At 35.0% G+C, this 15,447-nt stretch carries 24 protein-coding genes and 1 tRNA gene; 16 read left to right on the top strand and 9 right to left on the bottom strand.

Annotated elements, in window-relative coordinates; all coding sequences use genetic code 11:
* Positions 1–20: 20 nt before the first annotated feature.
* The 5 genes from J3U16_RS06350 to J3U16_RS06370 all read right to left on the bottom strand — a co-directional run bounded on the left by J3U16_RS06350 (position 21) and on the right by J3U16_RS06370 (position 3,318).
* The gene (locus J3U16_RS06350) at positions 21–1,367 is read right to left on the bottom strand and encodes a replicative DNA helicase (protein WP_267342667.1); all 1,347 of its coding nucleotides are present in this window, start codon (positions 1,365–1,367) and stop codon (positions 21–23) included.
* A complete protein-coding gene (locus J3U16_RS06355) occupies positions 1,367–2,512 on the bottom strand; it encodes a replication protein (protein WP_267342668.1) in 1,146 nt (381 codons plus the stop codon). Before J3U16_RS06355 ends, J3U16_RS06350 begins: the two co-directional genes overlap by 1 nt.
* Positions 2,494–2,649: a hypothetical protein gene (locus J3U16_RS06360; RefSeq protein WP_267342669.1), complete on the bottom strand. Its 156-nt coding sequence runs from the start codon at positions 2,647–2,649 to the stop codon at positions 2,494–2,496. Before J3U16_RS06360 ends, J3U16_RS06355 begins: the two co-directional genes overlap by 19 nt.
* 37 nt (positions 2,650–2,686) lie before the next feature.
* Positions 2,687–2,893: a hypothetical protein gene (locus J3U16_RS06365; protein WP_267342670.1), complete on the bottom strand. Its 207-nt coding sequence runs from the start codon at positions 2,891–2,893 to the stop codon at positions 2,687–2,689.
* A gap of 209 nt (positions 2,894–3,102) precedes the next feature.
* Positions 3,103–3,318: a hypothetical protein gene (locus J3U16_RS06370; protein ID WP_187755144.1), complete on the bottom strand. Its 216-nt coding sequence runs from the start codon at positions 3,316–3,318 to the stop codon at positions 3,103–3,105.
* Between the two features lie 148 nt (positions 3,319–3,466).
* Here J3U16_RS06370 and J3U16_RS06375 point away from each other — a divergent pair, with 148 nt between their 5' ends.
* From J3U16_RS06375 to J3U16_RS06445, 15 genes are all read left to right on the top strand, one after another.
* Positions 3,467–4,159 (top strand): XRE family transcriptional regulator, encoded by a 693-nt coding sequence (locus J3U16_RS06375; RefSeq protein ID WP_267342671.1) that lies wholly within the window; start codon positions 3,467–3,469, stop codon positions 4,157–4,159.
* 527 nt (positions 4,160–4,686) lie between these two features.
* Complete coding sequence (locus J3U16_RS06380) at positions 4,687–4,902, top strand: hypothetical protein (RefSeq protein ID WP_267342673.1); 216 nt, start codon at positions 4,687–4,689, stop codon at positions 4,900–4,902.
* Between the two features lie 80 nt (positions 4,903–4,982).
* A complete protein-coding gene (locus tag J3U16_RS06385; RefSeq protein ID WP_267342675.1) occupies positions 4,983–5,999 on the top strand; it encodes a pentapeptide repeat-containing protein in 1,017 nt (338 codons plus the stop codon).
* The gene (locus tag J3U16_RS06390; RefSeq protein ID WP_267342676.1) at positions 5,992–6,381 is read left to right on the top strand and encodes a hypothetical protein; all 390 of its coding nucleotides are present in this window, start codon (positions 5,992–5,994) and stop codon (positions 6,379–6,381) included. Before J3U16_RS06385 ends, J3U16_RS06390 begins: the two co-directional genes overlap by 8 nt.
* A gap of 190 nt (positions 6,382–6,571) precedes the next feature.
* A complete protein-coding gene (locus J3U16_RS06395) occupies positions 6,572–7,267 on the top strand; it encodes an ERF family protein (RefSeq protein ID WP_267342678.1) in 696 nt (231 codons plus the stop codon).
* Positions 7,251–7,856: a lambda exonuclease family protein gene (locus J3U16_RS06400; protein WP_267342680.1), complete on the top strand. Its 606-nt coding sequence runs from the start codon at positions 7,251–7,253 to the stop codon at positions 7,854–7,856. Before J3U16_RS06395 ends, J3U16_RS06400 begins: the two co-directional genes overlap by 17 nt.
* Positions 7,857–7,889: 33 nt before the next feature.
* Positions 7,890–8,420: a DNA N-6-adenine-methyltransferase gene (locus J3U16_RS06405; protein WP_267342682.1), complete on the top strand. Its 531-nt coding sequence runs from the start codon at positions 7,890–7,892 to the stop codon at positions 8,418–8,420.
* Entirely contained in the window at positions 8,413–8,757 is a 345-nt protein-coding gene (locus tag J3U16_RS06410) for a hypothetical protein (protein ID WP_267342683.1), read from the top strand. The genes J3U16_RS06405 and J3U16_RS06410 overlap by 8 nt, the downstream gene beginning before the upstream one ends.
* Entirely contained in the window at positions 8,747–9,151 is a 405-nt protein-coding gene (locus J3U16_RS06415; RefSeq protein ID WP_267342684.1) for a single-stranded DNA-binding protein, read from the top strand. Before J3U16_RS06410 ends, J3U16_RS06415 begins: the two co-directional genes overlap by 11 nt.
* A 62-nt stretch (positions 9,152–9,213) precedes the next feature.
* Complete coding sequence (locus tag J3U16_RS06420) at positions 9,214–9,579, top strand: hypothetical protein (protein WP_267342685.1); 366 nt, start codon at positions 9,214–9,216, stop codon at positions 9,577–9,579.
* A gap of 91 nt (positions 9,580–9,670) precedes the next feature.
* Positions 9,671–10,558 (top strand): DNA cytosine methyltransferase, encoded by an 888-nt coding sequence (locus tag J3U16_RS06425; RefSeq protein WP_267342686.1) that lies wholly within the window; start codon positions 9,671–9,673, stop codon positions 10,556–10,558.
* Positions 10,559–10,569: 11 nt separating this feature from the next.
* A complete protein-coding gene (locus tag J3U16_RS06430; protein WP_267342687.1) occupies positions 10,570–10,935 on the top strand; it encodes a hypothetical protein in 366 nt (121 codons plus the stop codon).
* A 19-nt stretch (positions 10,936–10,954) separates the two neighbouring features.
* The gene (locus J3U16_RS06435; protein WP_267342689.1) at positions 10,955–11,206 is read left to right on the top strand and encodes a hypothetical protein; all 252 of its coding nucleotides are present in this window, start codon (positions 10,955–10,957) and stop codon (positions 11,204–11,206) included.
* A gap of 39 nt (positions 11,207–11,245) precedes the next feature.
* Complete coding sequence (locus J3U16_RS06440) at positions 11,246–11,467, top strand: DUF4224 domain-containing protein (RefSeq protein ID WP_267342691.1); 222 nt, start codon at positions 11,246–11,248, stop codon at positions 11,465–11,467.
* A complete protein-coding gene (locus tag J3U16_RS06445) occupies positions 11,451–12,473 on the top strand; it encodes a tyrosine-type recombinase/integrase (protein WP_267342693.1) in 1,023 nt (340 codons plus the stop codon). Before J3U16_RS06440 ends, J3U16_RS06445 begins: the two co-directional genes overlap by 17 nt.
* Positions 12,474–12,566: 93 nt before the next feature.
* Here J3U16_RS06445 and J3U16_RS06450 read toward each other — a convergent pair.
* The 4 genes from J3U16_RS06450 to hemA all read right to left on the bottom strand — a co-directional run bounded on the left by J3U16_RS06450 (position 12,567) and on the right by hemA (position 14,659).
* Positions 12,567–12,653: transfer RNA gene (locus tag J3U16_RS06450), tRNA-Leu, on the bottom strand.
* 99 nt (positions 12,654–12,752) lie between these two features.
* Positions 12,753–12,995 (bottom strand): zinc ribbon domain-containing protein, encoded by a 243-nt coding sequence (locus J3U16_RS06455; RefSeq protein ID WP_065563429.1) that lies wholly within the window; start codon positions 12,993–12,995, stop codon positions 12,753–12,755.
* Positions 12,996–13,108: 113 nt separating this feature from the next.
* A complete protein-coding gene (locus tag J3U16_RS12110; protein ID WP_065563430.1) occupies positions 13,109–13,357 on the bottom strand; it encodes a DUF1289 domain-containing protein in 249 nt (82 codons plus the stop codon).
* A 30-nt stretch (positions 13,358–13,387) separates the two neighbouring features.
* On the bottom strand, positions 13,388–14,659 hold the full coding sequence (hemA, locus tag J3U16_RS06460) for a glutamyl-tRNA reductase (protein WP_267342694.1): 1,272 nt from the start codon (positions 14,657–14,659) through the stop codon (positions 13,388–13,390).
* A 156-nt stretch (positions 14,660–14,815) separates the two neighbouring features.
* On the opposite strand from hemA, the gene lolB reads away from it, so the two are divergent.
* A complete protein-coding gene (lolB, locus tag J3U16_RS06465; RefSeq protein WP_267342695.1) occupies positions 14,816–15,436 on the top strand; it encodes a lipoprotein insertase outer membrane protein LolB in 621 nt (206 codons plus the stop codon).
* The last annotated feature ends 11 nt before the right edge of the window (positions 15,437–15,447 follow it).

Raw genomic sequence — 15,447 nt, forward strand, 5'->3', positions numbered from 1 at the left:
AGTGTCCCTGTGGGCATAAATTAGAACGGCACTTTATTTCTCGCATTTTTTGTATCTGTCTTTGCCGTTGCTAATTGATGAGCTATCGCTTGATCCGTATTATGAAAATGCCCATTAATAAAACTCATATATACAGTGCCTACTTCACCATTTCGAGCCTTACCAATAATGATTTCCGCTATCCCTTTTTGATTAAAATTTTCTTTGTTGTAATATTCGTCACGATAAAGAAACAATGTAATATCTGCATCTTGTTCAATTTCACCCGAATTGCGTAAATCGCTATTCATTGGTCGTTTATTTGGTCTTTCTTCAACTTTTCGTGACAATTGACTCAATGCAAAAACAGGGGTTCTAAGCTCTTTTGCCATTGATTTAAGTTCACGAGAAATAATGCCAATGGAAATATCAAATCTTTCAGCTTTAGGAGGTTTAATTAACCCTAAGTAATCAATAAAAATAGCAGTTAGTTCTGGATGTTTTCTTTTGTGTCGTCTTGCAATATTTCGAATTTTTTCAATTGTTAAATCTGAAATATCAACCATCCAAATTGGTAAATTAGTTAATTGACTAATACCCATACTGATTTTTCCCCATTCGCTATCGTCTAGTTCTTCAGGGCTTCTAAATTTACTTGTAGCTAAATTTGTTGATGATGCAACTTGCCGTTGTGCTAACTGATTGGCAGACATTTCAAGAGAGAAAACTAAAACCCCCTGCCCTTTCATAGCCATTTGCTTAATCGCTTCTAATGCAAACTCAGTTTTCCCCATTGAAGGTCTACCTGCAATAATGACAAAATCGCTAGGCTCCAGCCCGCCTATTTTTTTATCTAAATCAGGTAAGCCAAGATTGATTATTTTTTCTTTGCCATTCATTCTATTTTCAAGCGTATCAAACATATTTAACAGCACATCGTTAATGTGAATTGGCTCTACATCATCAACTTCTGTGGACAAATCATTAACTTGTTTAATCAGATCTCCTATAATCACTTTAGTGTTTTCAAAGTTATTGGCTTGAGCTATATCGTTACTGGCTTGCTTAACAAGATAGCTTATTCTTTTGGTTTGATAATTTTCTACCAACATCCGAGCATAGCCTTTAACATTAGCGGCACTATGGCACATCTTCATGGTTTCAAACATGTTAGCCGAATCGTTACCAGATAATTTTTCACTGATAATCAACGGATCTATTAAGTTTTTAGATAAAGCGTGCTGTTTTATTTCCTGGTAAAGTGTTCGATACAATCCTATAGAAAAAACCTCATCACAAAGCATATTTAAAACATCAAAGGAATTTTGATTAGCTCCATTTAGTAAAAGCCCTCCAATAACCGCACCTTCTAATTGCTGATTATTCATTACTGGCAACCCCCTTGTAATTTCATATATTTCGAACGCGTGTTATCTAATTTTTCAACTGTCATAACATTGTCAAAATTCATAGCCCAATTGGTTTTAGGATTGCAAATATCAAGGTCAGACGAAGTTTCCATCAAAATTTCAAAGTAGGATCGGATCGCTTGCAAGAAATCATTATTGCGTTTAGAAACCACTTTGACGATAGAATCGATTTTTTCAATACGCTTAGGTGTTATTTCATCAACGCATCCCAATTTTTCACCACAAATTTCATTGAATGTATCAATAACATTTTGATAAGTTTGTAACGATTCCTGTCGCTTAATTGCATCTGATAAATAACCATCAAAGTAAGTTATACGGCAGATGTTTTGTGGCTTAGCTTTTGCTTTACCCATAGCATCAAACCAATCAATAACAAGCTTGATTTCATCCAGATTGTATTTATCCAAAACTTTCAAGAACGGACTGTAATCTTGACAACGTGCATTACGTGATTGGTTGTAATATGCCAAAAGTTCTTTCGCTAAATTTTCAGCACTCGATTTTTCCCCTTTAGGGGATATAGGGGTATTATTTTTATTATTACTTTCTTGTTCTAATACTTTATTGTTCTGTTGGTCATTCTTTTGGTCATTTGATTGGTCATAAGGTTGGTCATTAACATCGTTTAAAGCGTTGCTATTATTAACTTTGTTTTGGTCATGAGGTTGGTCATTCTTTTGGTCATTTGATTGGTCAAAAAAATATGACTGATAAACATCATAATTTGTGATAGTTATAACCGTGCCTAAACGGTTGCCATACTTGGAAATCATGCCTTTTTTTTCAAAAAACTCTAACGCTCTGCGTATGATTAATGCGCTAATTGGTTTACCTCCAATTTCGATTTGACTAGCTAAAATTTCCCTAGTTGTAACTAGTTGTCCGCGAGATAAATTCCAGTCAACACCTTTAAAATTTACAACTCTGCTTTTGTAGCTAGCATCAATTAATAGATTTTCCCACAGAGTTCGTTTTACTGCGTCCTTAGCCCATTCTGCACGCTTTATGCTTCGAGTTAATGCAATATAGCCCTTTTTTAAATTATCCATGTTTACGCCTTGTTTAGCGTGATAGAAACTAATTACTTTTGCTGTGGACATGGCAACTTCCTTTTCAACTTTTTAAACTCATCAATGAGTCGTTTACCAAAATCAGGATGATCTAAAGCAATCATCGTTAATTCATCTGGTTTTTCTGCCCGTTGACATGCCTTTTGATATGATTTATTCTGTTTCATGTATTATTTCTCAATCGTTATGCTCATTAGGTGCGAACTAATGAGCTGACTTAATCAATTCTTTTGCGTGTTTCCTTGCGGCTTTTAAACAATCATCAAAGATTTTGCCGTTTTGTGATGCGCAAGATCTTCTTTTGTACTCAGCGACACCTTTGTTTGCAGAGCTTGACGCAATTAGTTCACTAAAACCGTCTTGAATTAATAATTGATTTATATTTTTATAAATAAAATCAGTTGGATTCATTGTTAATCCTCTTTAGCGTGTAGTAAAAACAAGGTTTTTTAGTTTTTGGGTTTATGATTTTATTTACTTTTTTTACAAAAACATGTTTCAAAAGTTTGCTTTTTTCTCTCAACCTTGCGCTTATAGCTGTTTCAGTATCAGATTTATTAAATCTTGTTGTGATTTTGGGTTGATTATTTGCATACATATTCCCTGCTAATTTATTGTGATTACGAATAGAGATCAGGAAATAACTCTTTTTTACTTAATCCTGTAACGCTTAGCCATTTGTCACGAATTTCTTTATTCCTACACGGGATTTTTCCTCCTCGCGCTTTTATGTTCGTGATATTAGATGGACTGCATCCGACTAGACGTGCTAATTCTGATTTATTTCCGCCAATAGCTCTAATTGCCTTATCAATTGGTGATAACTCACCTGTCATAATAAACACCTCTTAAACATATATTACACATTATTACACATAATATAAACATAAAAATTTATTTTTGCAACATATACATGTATTTTTGTTTATTGAACGATTACACGGATTGTGTAAAATTATAAACATAAATCGCAGGAGACCCCCGATGAGCTCAGTAACTCAACGCATTCAAAAAATAATGAATGATCATTCAATAAATAAAAGTGAATTAGCAAAAATAGCATGTACTACCCCACAAAATGTAACCAATTGGGAAAGCAGAGGGGCAATTAGTCGTAAAAAAGCGCAATTAATTGCGGATAAACTTGGATACAATATTAATTGGCTACTTTATGGAGAAGATGAAAATCTACAAGATAGCAAATTAAACCCAATAGAATGGGAATCATTGTCAAAAGAAGAACAAACAGGCGGAAAATTTGTAACCATACCAGTATTAGATGTTGAGTTATCAGCTGGCTATGGAACATGCCACAGCATGGAGCAGGAAATGTATACATTACCATTTAGAGCAACAACGCTTAAACAAAGAAACATACCCATAAACATGGCTAAAGTTGTAAAAGTTTCAGGTGACAGTATGGAGCCTCGATTATTTGATAAAGACATAATATCAATTAATATGGCTGACACTCGAATTAGAGACGGAAAAATTTATGCTGTAAGAGTTTACGATCTGCAGAAAGTTAAAGTTTTGATTAGAAATGCTGACGGGTCAATAACATTAAGATCATTCAATCAAGCATATCCCGACGAGATAGTTAGTAAAGAACAAATAGAAAATGGTGATTTTCAGGTGTTAGGGCGGATGTGGTGGCACTCTTCTCTAGATGATTAATAAAAATTAACCGATATTATTTTAAAGCCCGGAAGGGCTTTTTTTATACCCAGCCCCTTGATTGTTTAAAAAACAACCAACCAATCATTAATCGATTTATTAAATATCAATAACTTATCTTATTTACACAAAAAAATAAACAAAATAATTAAACATTCTTAAACAAATGTGTTGACACTATTTGTGTAAAAGTGTTTAATATTAAACATAGAAATTAAACATGATTAAACGCATTTAATTTCAAGCTCTTTAAAAATTAGAAAAGTCGAATTGATTAGTAATAAAGATGCTTAGACCCTAGCGAGCAAAATTCGCACGGACTTATCGGGGAGACCTGTCGATAACTCACGTAACAAGGCAACACTGGCTGAGGCTAATTGATTCGCAACACCTACTGGGGTATGTACCAGTGATCAAATCAAAGCCCATTCAGTGAGTGGGCTTGAGTTTGAAATGAATGTAAGGGATTGATTATGAATAACTTATTTAGATGTGTTGAAAATTCATATGAGCAAGCATACAGCAAAATGATGAATAACATTGAAGCGCAAGACGCTAAAGAAGAATGGATTGAAAACCGAGCTGAAGAACTAATCAAAAACTTTGGTAATGACAATGATTGGCAAATCATCGAACTACTCAAAATCAAACTGGAAAGCAAGAGCATTGATGCTGATATATATAACCAATTTATCGTTGATATCTGCTACTCACAAGCAAAAGCTGAATACATGAAAAGATAATGACAGCTCGGAAAGACGGCACATTGCTACATCCTATTGCCCTCACCTGAGGGCTTTTTTACAGAATCAAGTAATAAACAATGAATATTAAAGAAATTTTAGAACAACATAATTTATGGCTAGACACCCTGCATGTGAACGGAAAATATGCAAACTTGCAAGGCAATGATTTACGAGGTGCTGATTTAGAAAATGCCGTTTTACGGGGTGCTAATTTGCAACGCACCAATTTAATAGAGGTCAACCTGAAAAATGCTAATTTGTGGAGAGCACTAATGCAAGGGGCTAGCCTACCATACGCTGATTTGCATAAAGCGAATCTGGGAGAAGCTAAATTGTGCGGTGCTGATTTGGAGGGAGCTTATTTAAAAGAATGTAAATTACAATACGCGGATTTAGAACGCGCAAACTTGAAATATGTTGATTTGAGAGGTAGTGACATGTGGGGAGCTAATTTACAGGGAGCTAATTTACATGGAGCTGTTCTAAGACGAGCTAACCTACAAAACGCAAATTTACAGGGAGCTAACTTACGGGGGGCTGATTTGGACGGAGCTAATTTACAGGGTGCTGATTTTAGCGATGCTGATTTGAGTAGTGCTGATTTGCGAGGTGCTGATTTTAGTGACGCTATTTTGATCGACGCTAATTTAAGTGATGCTAATTTTAACGGTGCTAATTTGAACTGTGCCAATTTGATCGGTGCTAATTTGAGCGACGCTAGTTTGCGCGGTGCTGATTTGCGAGGTGCTGATTTTAGCGACGCTAATTTGCGCAATGCTGATTTGAGTGATGCTGATTTGCGCGGTGCTGATTTGAGTGGCGCTGATTTGCACGGTGCTAATTTGCCAGAATCAACATTCATTATGCTAGGTGAACCATATTTCATATCAATAGCAAATGGTGATTACGTTCGCGCTGGATGTCAATGTCACCTTGCAGAAAATTGGCGTCAATTTTCAAAAAAAAGAATTACCCAGATGGATGGTAAAAAAGCTCTACAATTTTACCCACGCTTGCTAGATATTATCGATTTTTATTGCGGTAAGGGCGAGCGTCCAGATTGGTTAAAAGAGAGGGAAAAAAACAATGGATAAATTAACACCACAAAATGCACAGCAGGAACACATGGTTCAGATTTTATTAGCAAAAATGCAGGGGGTTGAGGTTGAACTTTATGATCGCTTCGGCAAAGGGTGGATAACATCTGCCACTAGTGCTGTTTATTTGAATACAAACTACCGTATCAAATCCCACGAATTACCGATCACCAGAGAAATGTGGGCGATGATTGATAAAGAATGGAAATGGGCGGCAAAAGATAGCGATGGTGAGGTGTCTTTTTATAAAAAAGAGCCACTCATTATCGGTCGCTATTGGTGTCCAATTTCTGATGATCACGCCTTAAATGTTCTAACTCTAAACACAGACGGTATCGACTGGAGAAAGTCTCTCACGAGACGTCCTGAGGGGGTATAAATGAACACAATACCGATTGACCATGTCGGCTGTAACGTACATGAAACAGACCGATTTAAAAATGATTATAGACTAAACAAGGGTGAACAAATGTACGCCCTTTTTTGTACATGTGTACTAACAATCGGCATGTTGTTTATGCTGTTTCACAGTATGTTACAGGTGGCAACTAATTAAAGGAAATATAAAAATGGCAACAGAAATTATTCAAGCAAATACTGATTTTTTACCAATAAATTTAATTGACAAAGCAATTACAAAAGGCACGGACATAGCAAGCCTTGAAAAGCTGATGGACTTGCAAGAGCGTTGGGAAAAATCACAGGCACAAAAAGCATTTAATCACGCACTAGCCAAGTTTCAGCAACAGTGTCCAACTCTCATAAAAAAGAAAGATGGACATCATTATAAATATACACCGCTTGGAGATATTATCGCTCAAATTAAAGACGTTTTATTTAATAACGGGTTGAGCATTAGATTTGAGCAAGACCATAGCAACGGAATAACTGTATCTTGCATCGTCAGCCATTTAGACGGTCATAAAGAATCTACTACAATGAACGCATCACCTGATAAAACAGGTAGTAAAAATGACGTTCAAGCTATCGGTTCAACTGTTACCTATTTGCAAAGGTACACATTAATTGGCGCTTTAGGAATCACAACAGCCGATGACGACATGGATGGAAGAATAAATGGTAACACCGTCGATCCTGAATATTTAAATCTACTTTTATCATTATGCGAACAACATATTGTTAATGGTCTTGATTTGTTCCGTAATTTTTGGAAGTCACTGACGAAAAAACAACGTGACATAATCGGGACAGATAAAATGAATGAATTTGTAAACAAGGCAAAAGAACATGGAGCAACGAACTGATGAGTGGTTTCAGGCTAGGCTTGGTAAAGTAACAGCAAGCAAAATTAGCGATGTGATGACAAAAATAAAAAACGGCTATGCAGCTAGCCGTCAAAATTACATGACTCAGCTAATTTGCGAGAGACTAACAGAAAAACCGACCGAATCATACTCTAACGCAGCAATGCAACGAGGCACTGAATTAGAACCTGAAGCCAGACGTTGCTACGAGCTTGAAAACCTTTGCAAGGTAAGCGAGGTTGGCTTTATACCCCATCCCACAATCGAAAACGCAGGCGCTAGTCCTGACGGGCTAGTAAATGATGACGGACTAATCGAAATAAAATGCCCTAACACATGGACACATTTAGAATTCATTCAGTCACTGAAACCCAAACGAGAATACATATTACAAATGCAATGGCAAATGATTTGTACAGGTCGGAAATGGTGTGATTTTGTGAGTTATGACGATAGATTGCCAGACAATTTAAGTTACAAATGTGTTCGAATTTATTATGACGAAAATTTAGCTCAAGAAATCGAAATAGAGGTTATTAAATTTCTACAAGAACTTGATGAAAGAATCAAACAAATAGAAGCAGTTTAGTCGTCTAAATGACGGCTTTTTATTGGGGTAATTATGGCAATAACACACAAATCACAAACAGAGAAGCAGAACAAAGATTATTGGCGAACAAGTCCAGAACTTATCAATGATGCATTAAAATTACTGGGCGTTACAAGCTTTGATACAGATGTCTGCTGTTCTGTTGAAAGTATCAAAATTAATAAATCGTTTGCTTATATATCTGAAACTCAAAATGCGCTCAATAATGAGTGGTTTACATTGCAAAATAGCACTCCCTCTTTTTGTAATCCGCCATTTTCCAAAAAATGGGATTTTTTTAAGAAAGCGGTTGAACAATCTAAAAAATGGGGGAAATCAGTATTGATGGTTCTGCCCTACACCCCTGCAACCAAGCAATGGCATGAAAATGTACACGGTCAAGACTGCATTATTTATGTTCCTGATGGACGCTATCAGTATTTATTACCTGACGGCACAAAACCAGTTAATAGCTGTAACTTTGAAACGTGCCTAATTTTGATTGTGCCGTTCAAATGCGGAAATGTAATAGTTAATTATGAGAGAGGCTTAAATAATGTCTAAATTTATTGAGGTAACAGAAAAAGGCAAAAAAATAGTAATTTGCGTGGCTAGATTTACAGGCACTTTTTTAATAACTTCAGAAGCAAAATACCAATTTGAAATTGAAGCCGAAACTCAAGAATCGGCATTGTATCAGTTAGAAAACGAACCGTTTAGTTGTTTATCCTCGCCAAAACCTATCGACGAAATGACATTCGGAGTAAGCGAGGTTGAACTTAAGGTGAGCGCCCACGATGATGAATTGAAAGAATCGCTCCTCTTAGTGCTTGAAGAGATGCACAAGGTGATGGCGTTAGAAAATGCTAAAAACCAATTGGAGAGAGAAAATGGCAATTAATACAATGACAGCAACAGGTAACGTCGGTCAGGATGCTGAATTACGGTATTTACAAAACGGCACAGCAGTTAGTGAATTTAGTTTACCAGTTAAAGCTGGTTACGGAGATAATCAAAAAACAGCATGGATCAAGTGTGTTATATGGGGCAAAGTGGCAGAAATTTTTGCTCCAAATATTAAAAAAGGTGATTTGGTAGCTGTAAGTGGTGAATTTTATGTTGAAGAATGGGAAAAGAACGGCGTGACAGTCACAAAGCCATGCTTGCGTGTAAATCAAATTCAACCAACTAAAAAATTGGATGGACAAGTTCAACCTAGCCAGCAACAATCGCAACAACAAAACAATTCACAATCAACACAAGAAACGGATTTTGACGACAATATCCCGTTCTGATGCTGATTAGTTATTAATATAACCGCTCATGTAGCGGTTTTTTGTTAACTTTGGAGTGAATGATGAAAATTCCAAGCAGAAAAACCATTACTTTACTAAATAATGTTAGTGTGAGCTGTTTGTTTGATTATTACTTTAACCCTAATGATCTGTCTCAGTGTGCTATTACTAAATATAGCTCATATGAACACGGCACAAAAGAACTTTATAAAAGCGTTTTGTCGTTAATTCGATGGCAACTTCATTGTAACGGCGAAAGCCTTGAATCAATAAAAATGCAAAATTATTTAAGAGCATCAAATAACACTCAAAGAAAATGGGTTGTATATTGGATTAACTTATATAAAGAGCTTTCAAACTCAAAATTTATCACGTTTGATGAATTAGATAATAAAATTAGCGAATTAATCCCCCGAATCTGTTCATAACTCGTTTGATATCCACCCTATCCTATTAATTTAAATTAAATTCTCACGCTGATTATTTAGTGTGCGATTTCTATTATCTAAAGGTTTTAAAATGAATATTACCGTCAATAGCTATTTTTGTGGCGCAGGTCTAATGGATTCAGGATTAATTAAGTCTGGCATAACAATTAATCAAGCCTTTGAATTAGACAAAGATGCGTGTAAAACATATCGAGCTAATATTGGAAATCATGTAAAAGAATGCGACCTAACAAGTGAATTAGTGCTTGAGCAAGACAGTTGTCACGGAATGGTTTTTACATATCCGTGTACTAAATATAGCACGGCGGCAAACCTGAACGGTACAAGAACTGGTGATGAGTTATTTCTACATGCTCTACGTCACTTAGCTATCGCTCGACCTGAGTTTTATGTTGTTGAGAATGTACCAGGAATGAAAGCCTTTCCTGTGGTAATTGAAGCAATGACAAAAATGCCCGATTATTATGTTCAGGTGTTTTGTCCCATTAAATCTGAAATGTGGTTACCTCAACGGCGCGACAGATTAATTATCATCGGCACAAAACGACATTTTAGTATCAGACCTCCAGAAAATACACGTCCGATTAAATTATCTGAAATATTGGAAGATGAGCCACAAGTAAGCATCACTCAATCTGTCTATGCACGTCTCAGCGGTAAGTATAGAGACAAACCAATTATATCTAATCCCGATAATGGCGATATAGCTCCAACGTGTGTAGCTCATTATGCTAAAGATAAAAGCACTCGCCTAGTAGTAGATAAGCATTATCCGCACGGTGTTCGTCCTTACTCTGTTCGTGAGTATGCGCGTTTACAAGGTGTGGACGATAACTTTACTTTCCCAGTTTCAGATAATTCGGCTTACAAGCAAATAGGCAATGGAGTATCCGTTCCGGTTGCAAAATGGGTTGGCTCTGAAATGATTCGTTACATGAAACAATTAACTATTATCTAAAGGAAATGATTATGACTAAACAATTAAAACCCTGCCCGTTTTGTGGCGGTAAATGTGATGTAGTTACTGGTTTAGGCATGATTGATCAGTCGTTAGCGTTTTCAAAACAGGACGAATGGGTTAGCGTCAAGGATATTAATGAAAAACTAAAAAATCTTAAATTCATAAGGTTTGCTGAAATTAAAAATCAGGTAGGAACAAGGTTTATGCAACAATTCTATGATGATAAATATATTATAGCACACAATCAAACGACAAATGAAAACATCATAATCAACATCAACAAATCATTAGCATTTGGTGTAAATGCTATCAGCGATGATACGCTCGTAGAGGTGATCAATGAAACCACGTCAAATAATGTCGGGGACAGGTGAAAGTAGGGGTACGGTTTAAATGAAAAAGAAATTTAAACAACGCAAGCAACACTATTTCTTATTTGCATATAAATTTCAATGCACAAATGGTAGAGACGGCTACGGGTGTAAAACTGTATCACAGAATACTTTCAACGTAACACAATCAACATTTGATTATGTTTCAGAATTAGCGAGAAACAGTATTGATAGTTATGTCGATAGCATACTTATAACCTCAGCTAGTTACCTCGGTTATATGACTGAAAAGGAATTTTACGATAAACCATGATGCAAAAAAATTAAAATGATTGATTTAGGAGGTATAAGTATGAACGAGTCAATTATATTAACTGATGATGAGTTACAATTATTGACAGGTAGAAAAAATAAAAGTCTTCAAATAAAATGGTTAAAAGAAAACAATTTTTACTTTCATGTCAACTTGCTTGGTAAGCCAATCATTCTACGTGCATCATTAAATCAAAAAGTAATAATCGAGAATAAGCAACAAGAACCAGATTTTGGAGCTTTAAATGGCAAGGAACCGTAAAGACAAAAAAGATAACATACTCCCCCCTCGTGTATCTAAAAACAAATATTCCTACTATTTAAAAACAAGAGAAAACAAAACAATTACGCTAGGCTCTATAAACATGAGTATGGTCGAATTATGGGCAAAGTATGATGGGGTAATTGCAGAACAACAGAAAGTGATGACGTTTAGTAAATTATGGAACATGTATTTAAAAAGCGCAGGGTTTAATAAACTAGCGTCACGCTCACAAAAAGATAAGCTAAAAGGAGCTAAAAAAATATTACCTGTGTTTGGAAATATAAACGTTGATAATATTAGACCAGAACATATACGTCGTTACATGGATATCAGAGGGGAGCAAAGCGAAGTGCAAGCAAATCATGAGCTATCCTATATGTCTGTTACATTTGGTTGGGGATATGAACGTGGATATTGTAAAATTAATCCATGCACAGGGATTAAGAATTTTACGATCACACCAAGAGATAAATATATCGACGATATCGAATACTACACTATCTATGATGAAGCTATAGATATTATTAAAGTCGCAATGGAAATATCATATTTATGTGCTGCTCGACAAGGTGATATACTTAATCTAAAACATAACCAGATTCTAAAAGAAGGCTTGTATATCAAACAAGGAAAAACAGGTAAAAAACAAATCAAGCAGTGGACAGAAAGGCTAAAAAAAGCTATTGATTTAGCCACAAAACTATTTCCGCCCTCTTCATCCGATTCATTGGTTTTACTTAACCGGTCAGGAGAAGCATTGATTCAAAAAACATTTAATTCATATTGGCTGGATGCAAAACGAAAAGCAGAAGAAAAATTAGGTAGAGAAATCGATTGCACATTTCATGACATTAAAGCTAAAGCTATTTCAGACTACGAGGGTGCGACCAAAGATAAACAGCTATTTAGTGGTCACAAAACTGAAGCACAAGTTAATACTTATGACCGAAAAGTTAAAGTTACACCAACCTTAAATCCAACCAAAAAAGAAAATTTATTCTAACTGTATATTCTAAGTGAATTCCAAGCATGTATTTTGTTTAGCTGTAAAGCAGCAAACAAATAATATAACAAATTGATTTAATTGGTGTTTATGTGGTGCCAGTGGTCGGACTCGAACCGACACGCTTTTAAGGGCGGCGGATTTTGAATCCGCTGCGTCTACCAATTTCGCCACACTGGCATCTGAAGTGTAAATAAGTAAACGTTGGCAATTATACTAAGCTTTGTGATATCTGCAACAGATATTATTATAAACGCAGTTAGTTGCCTAAAATTTCTACTACCATTTACGTTTCCAAGCAGGTAATTTTTTTAAAATAGTATAAGCGGTCTCTTTTGCCACTAAATAATCAACATTATGGTTATTTGAATATTTAAGAGTAACTTCTTGCCATTTTTCATCAAAGGTTTTCATTGAACCATCTGAATGAGCGCAATGTTTACAGTAGTTTTTCGACAAATCATGTAAAGGATAATCAGCAATAGCTGTCATTGGCATACCACAAGCAATACACATTTTCATATTTTAAATTCCAATTAATTTGCAGGTAATTAAAATAAATCGACTTAACCTGAATAAAAATGCTACTCCGAGTTTAGATTGAATACAAGATATATAAGAATGGCTATTTTTTATTAGAAAGTGAAATCGATTTGTGCAGTATTTATTTGATTATTATTTTGTTGTTGTAATAATTGATAGCGGCGTCTTAATGCCCTTTGCTTACATAATCGCAAAATTTCTTGTTTTTGAACATCTGAAAATTTTAACCAATTGAATCTTTCCTCCCTGGAACGAAAGCATTTGATGCAATAACCTTGCTTATCTGTCTCACATACTCGTCTACATGGGCTTTGTATGTCAAAAAATTCAATTTGATCCAATCTATCTCTTCCTATGAAGATCAACAACTATTAAAGCTCTTTTAAGCCTAATCCTTTACTTAATATTTTAAAACAATCATCACAATCATGTGTTGCCGCTTCAAGCAAAGTTTGTGTTGGTGCATGAATCAATTTATTAGTCAATTTATGTGAAAACTCAAAAAATACATCATCAATATTGGCACCTTGCTTAATTGCTTTTAACGCTTTTAATTCTAATTCACGCTTAATAACTTGTGCATTATGGCGATATTGCTTTACATATTCAACAGCATGTCTGGTTTTTAGCCAATCGATATACAACTCAGCTTGCTCATGAATAATATATTCAGCTTCATTGGCGGCAATAATCCGTTGTTCTAGATTGTTCTGAACGGTTTGTTGCAGATCATCAACAGTATAAAGATAAACATTTTCGAGTTGACTAATTTCTGACTCAACATCACGAGGAACGGCTAAATCGATAAATAACATTGGATTATTATTTCGTTCATGTAGTGTCCGTTCAACCATCCCTTTGCCAATAATAGGTAAAGGACTAGCAGTTGAACTAATGACAATATCAACCTCTTTGAGTCGATTAGCAATATCGGGTAAAGAGATGATCTCAGCATCAATAATAGATGCTAATTTTAGCGCTTTATCTCTTGTTCGATTAGCAACAATAACATTTTTAAATCCATGATGTTTTAAGTAGCGAGAAATAAGTTCAATTGTCTCACCCGCTCCAACTAACATTACACTTAACTCAGACGCATCAGAGAAAAGATCACGCGCAACTAAGCACGCCGCATAAGCTACCGAAGCGGTATTTGCTCCAATATTAGTTTCAGTCCGAACAATTTTGGCTACATGAAAGATAGATTGAAAGAGTTTTTCAAGCTGAACTGACAAACAATTATTTTGTTGAGCAAAATTATAAGCTTGTTTTACTTGGCCAAGAATTTGAGGCTCACCAATAATTAACGAATCAATACCACAAGCAACAGACATAAGATGTTCGACAGCTTTCAGGCCTTCATAGCAATATAGTGACTTATTAAAAACATCCAAATCAACGTGATGAAATTGTCCTAACCAATTTTCAACAGATTGCTTTACTCGAAAAAAATCTGCCTCATCCTCATAACTTAGGTAAATTTCTGTGCGATTACAAGTTGATAAAATGACGCACCCAGTAATTAAAGGATGCTGATATAGACTGTATAATGCCTTATCAATAATCTCATTAGAAAAAGCAATTTTTTCTCTTAAAGCGACTGACGCACTTTTATGGTTTACACCCAATACTGTAATAGACATTGCATTGATTCTTTTATAATAGTTTATAAAGCGTCTAAATTTAAATATTATAGCTAAAAAAATAATAAAGGTTAATTACAGTTACTTTTTCTTATTCGCAAAATTATCAGCTATAATATGCCCTACTTTTGACCATAACTACTTAAGAGTTATTTTATGACAAAAATCAAATTTGCATTACTTTTTATATTGCCATTAATGATTACTGCATGTCAAACAACAAAATACCAATCTAATGCATCAATCGAGCAACAATGGCAAAGCCATAAACAGATACTTGAACAAATTAATTCTTTTAAGGTTAATGGTAGTATTGCTCATACTGGAACAAAAACGAAAAACTATGGTCGTTTCCTTATTATTCAACAATCACAAGATAATTATGAGGTCAAATTAACGACACCTGTAGGCACCAATATTTTAACACTAAAGTCGGAACCAAACTATGCCGAATTAGTGGATAAAAATGGTGGACGTTATAATGATGTTAATATTGAAAGATTAATGAAAAAAGTTTCTAACATCAACATTCCTCTTAACTCTTTACATAATTGGTTAAAAGGATTTTCTGATGATAACCAAACAGATAAATTAGATAACTCAGGTAGGCTTGCATCAACATCTTTTATGCAAAATAACAATAAATGGACATTAAAGATTTTGAGCTATGCAACTTATACTTTCAAAAATAAAAAAGTTGATTTACCCACCATCATTGAACTTTCACATGATGATGAACTTATTCGCTTAAAAATTAGCAACTGGACGTTAAACTAACGGAACAGAAT

Source organism: Gilliamella sp. B3023 (genome assembly GCF_026536845.1).
Lineage (GTDB): Bacteria > Pseudomonadota > Gammaproteobacteria > Enterobacterales > Orbaceae > Gilliamella > Gilliamella apicola_E.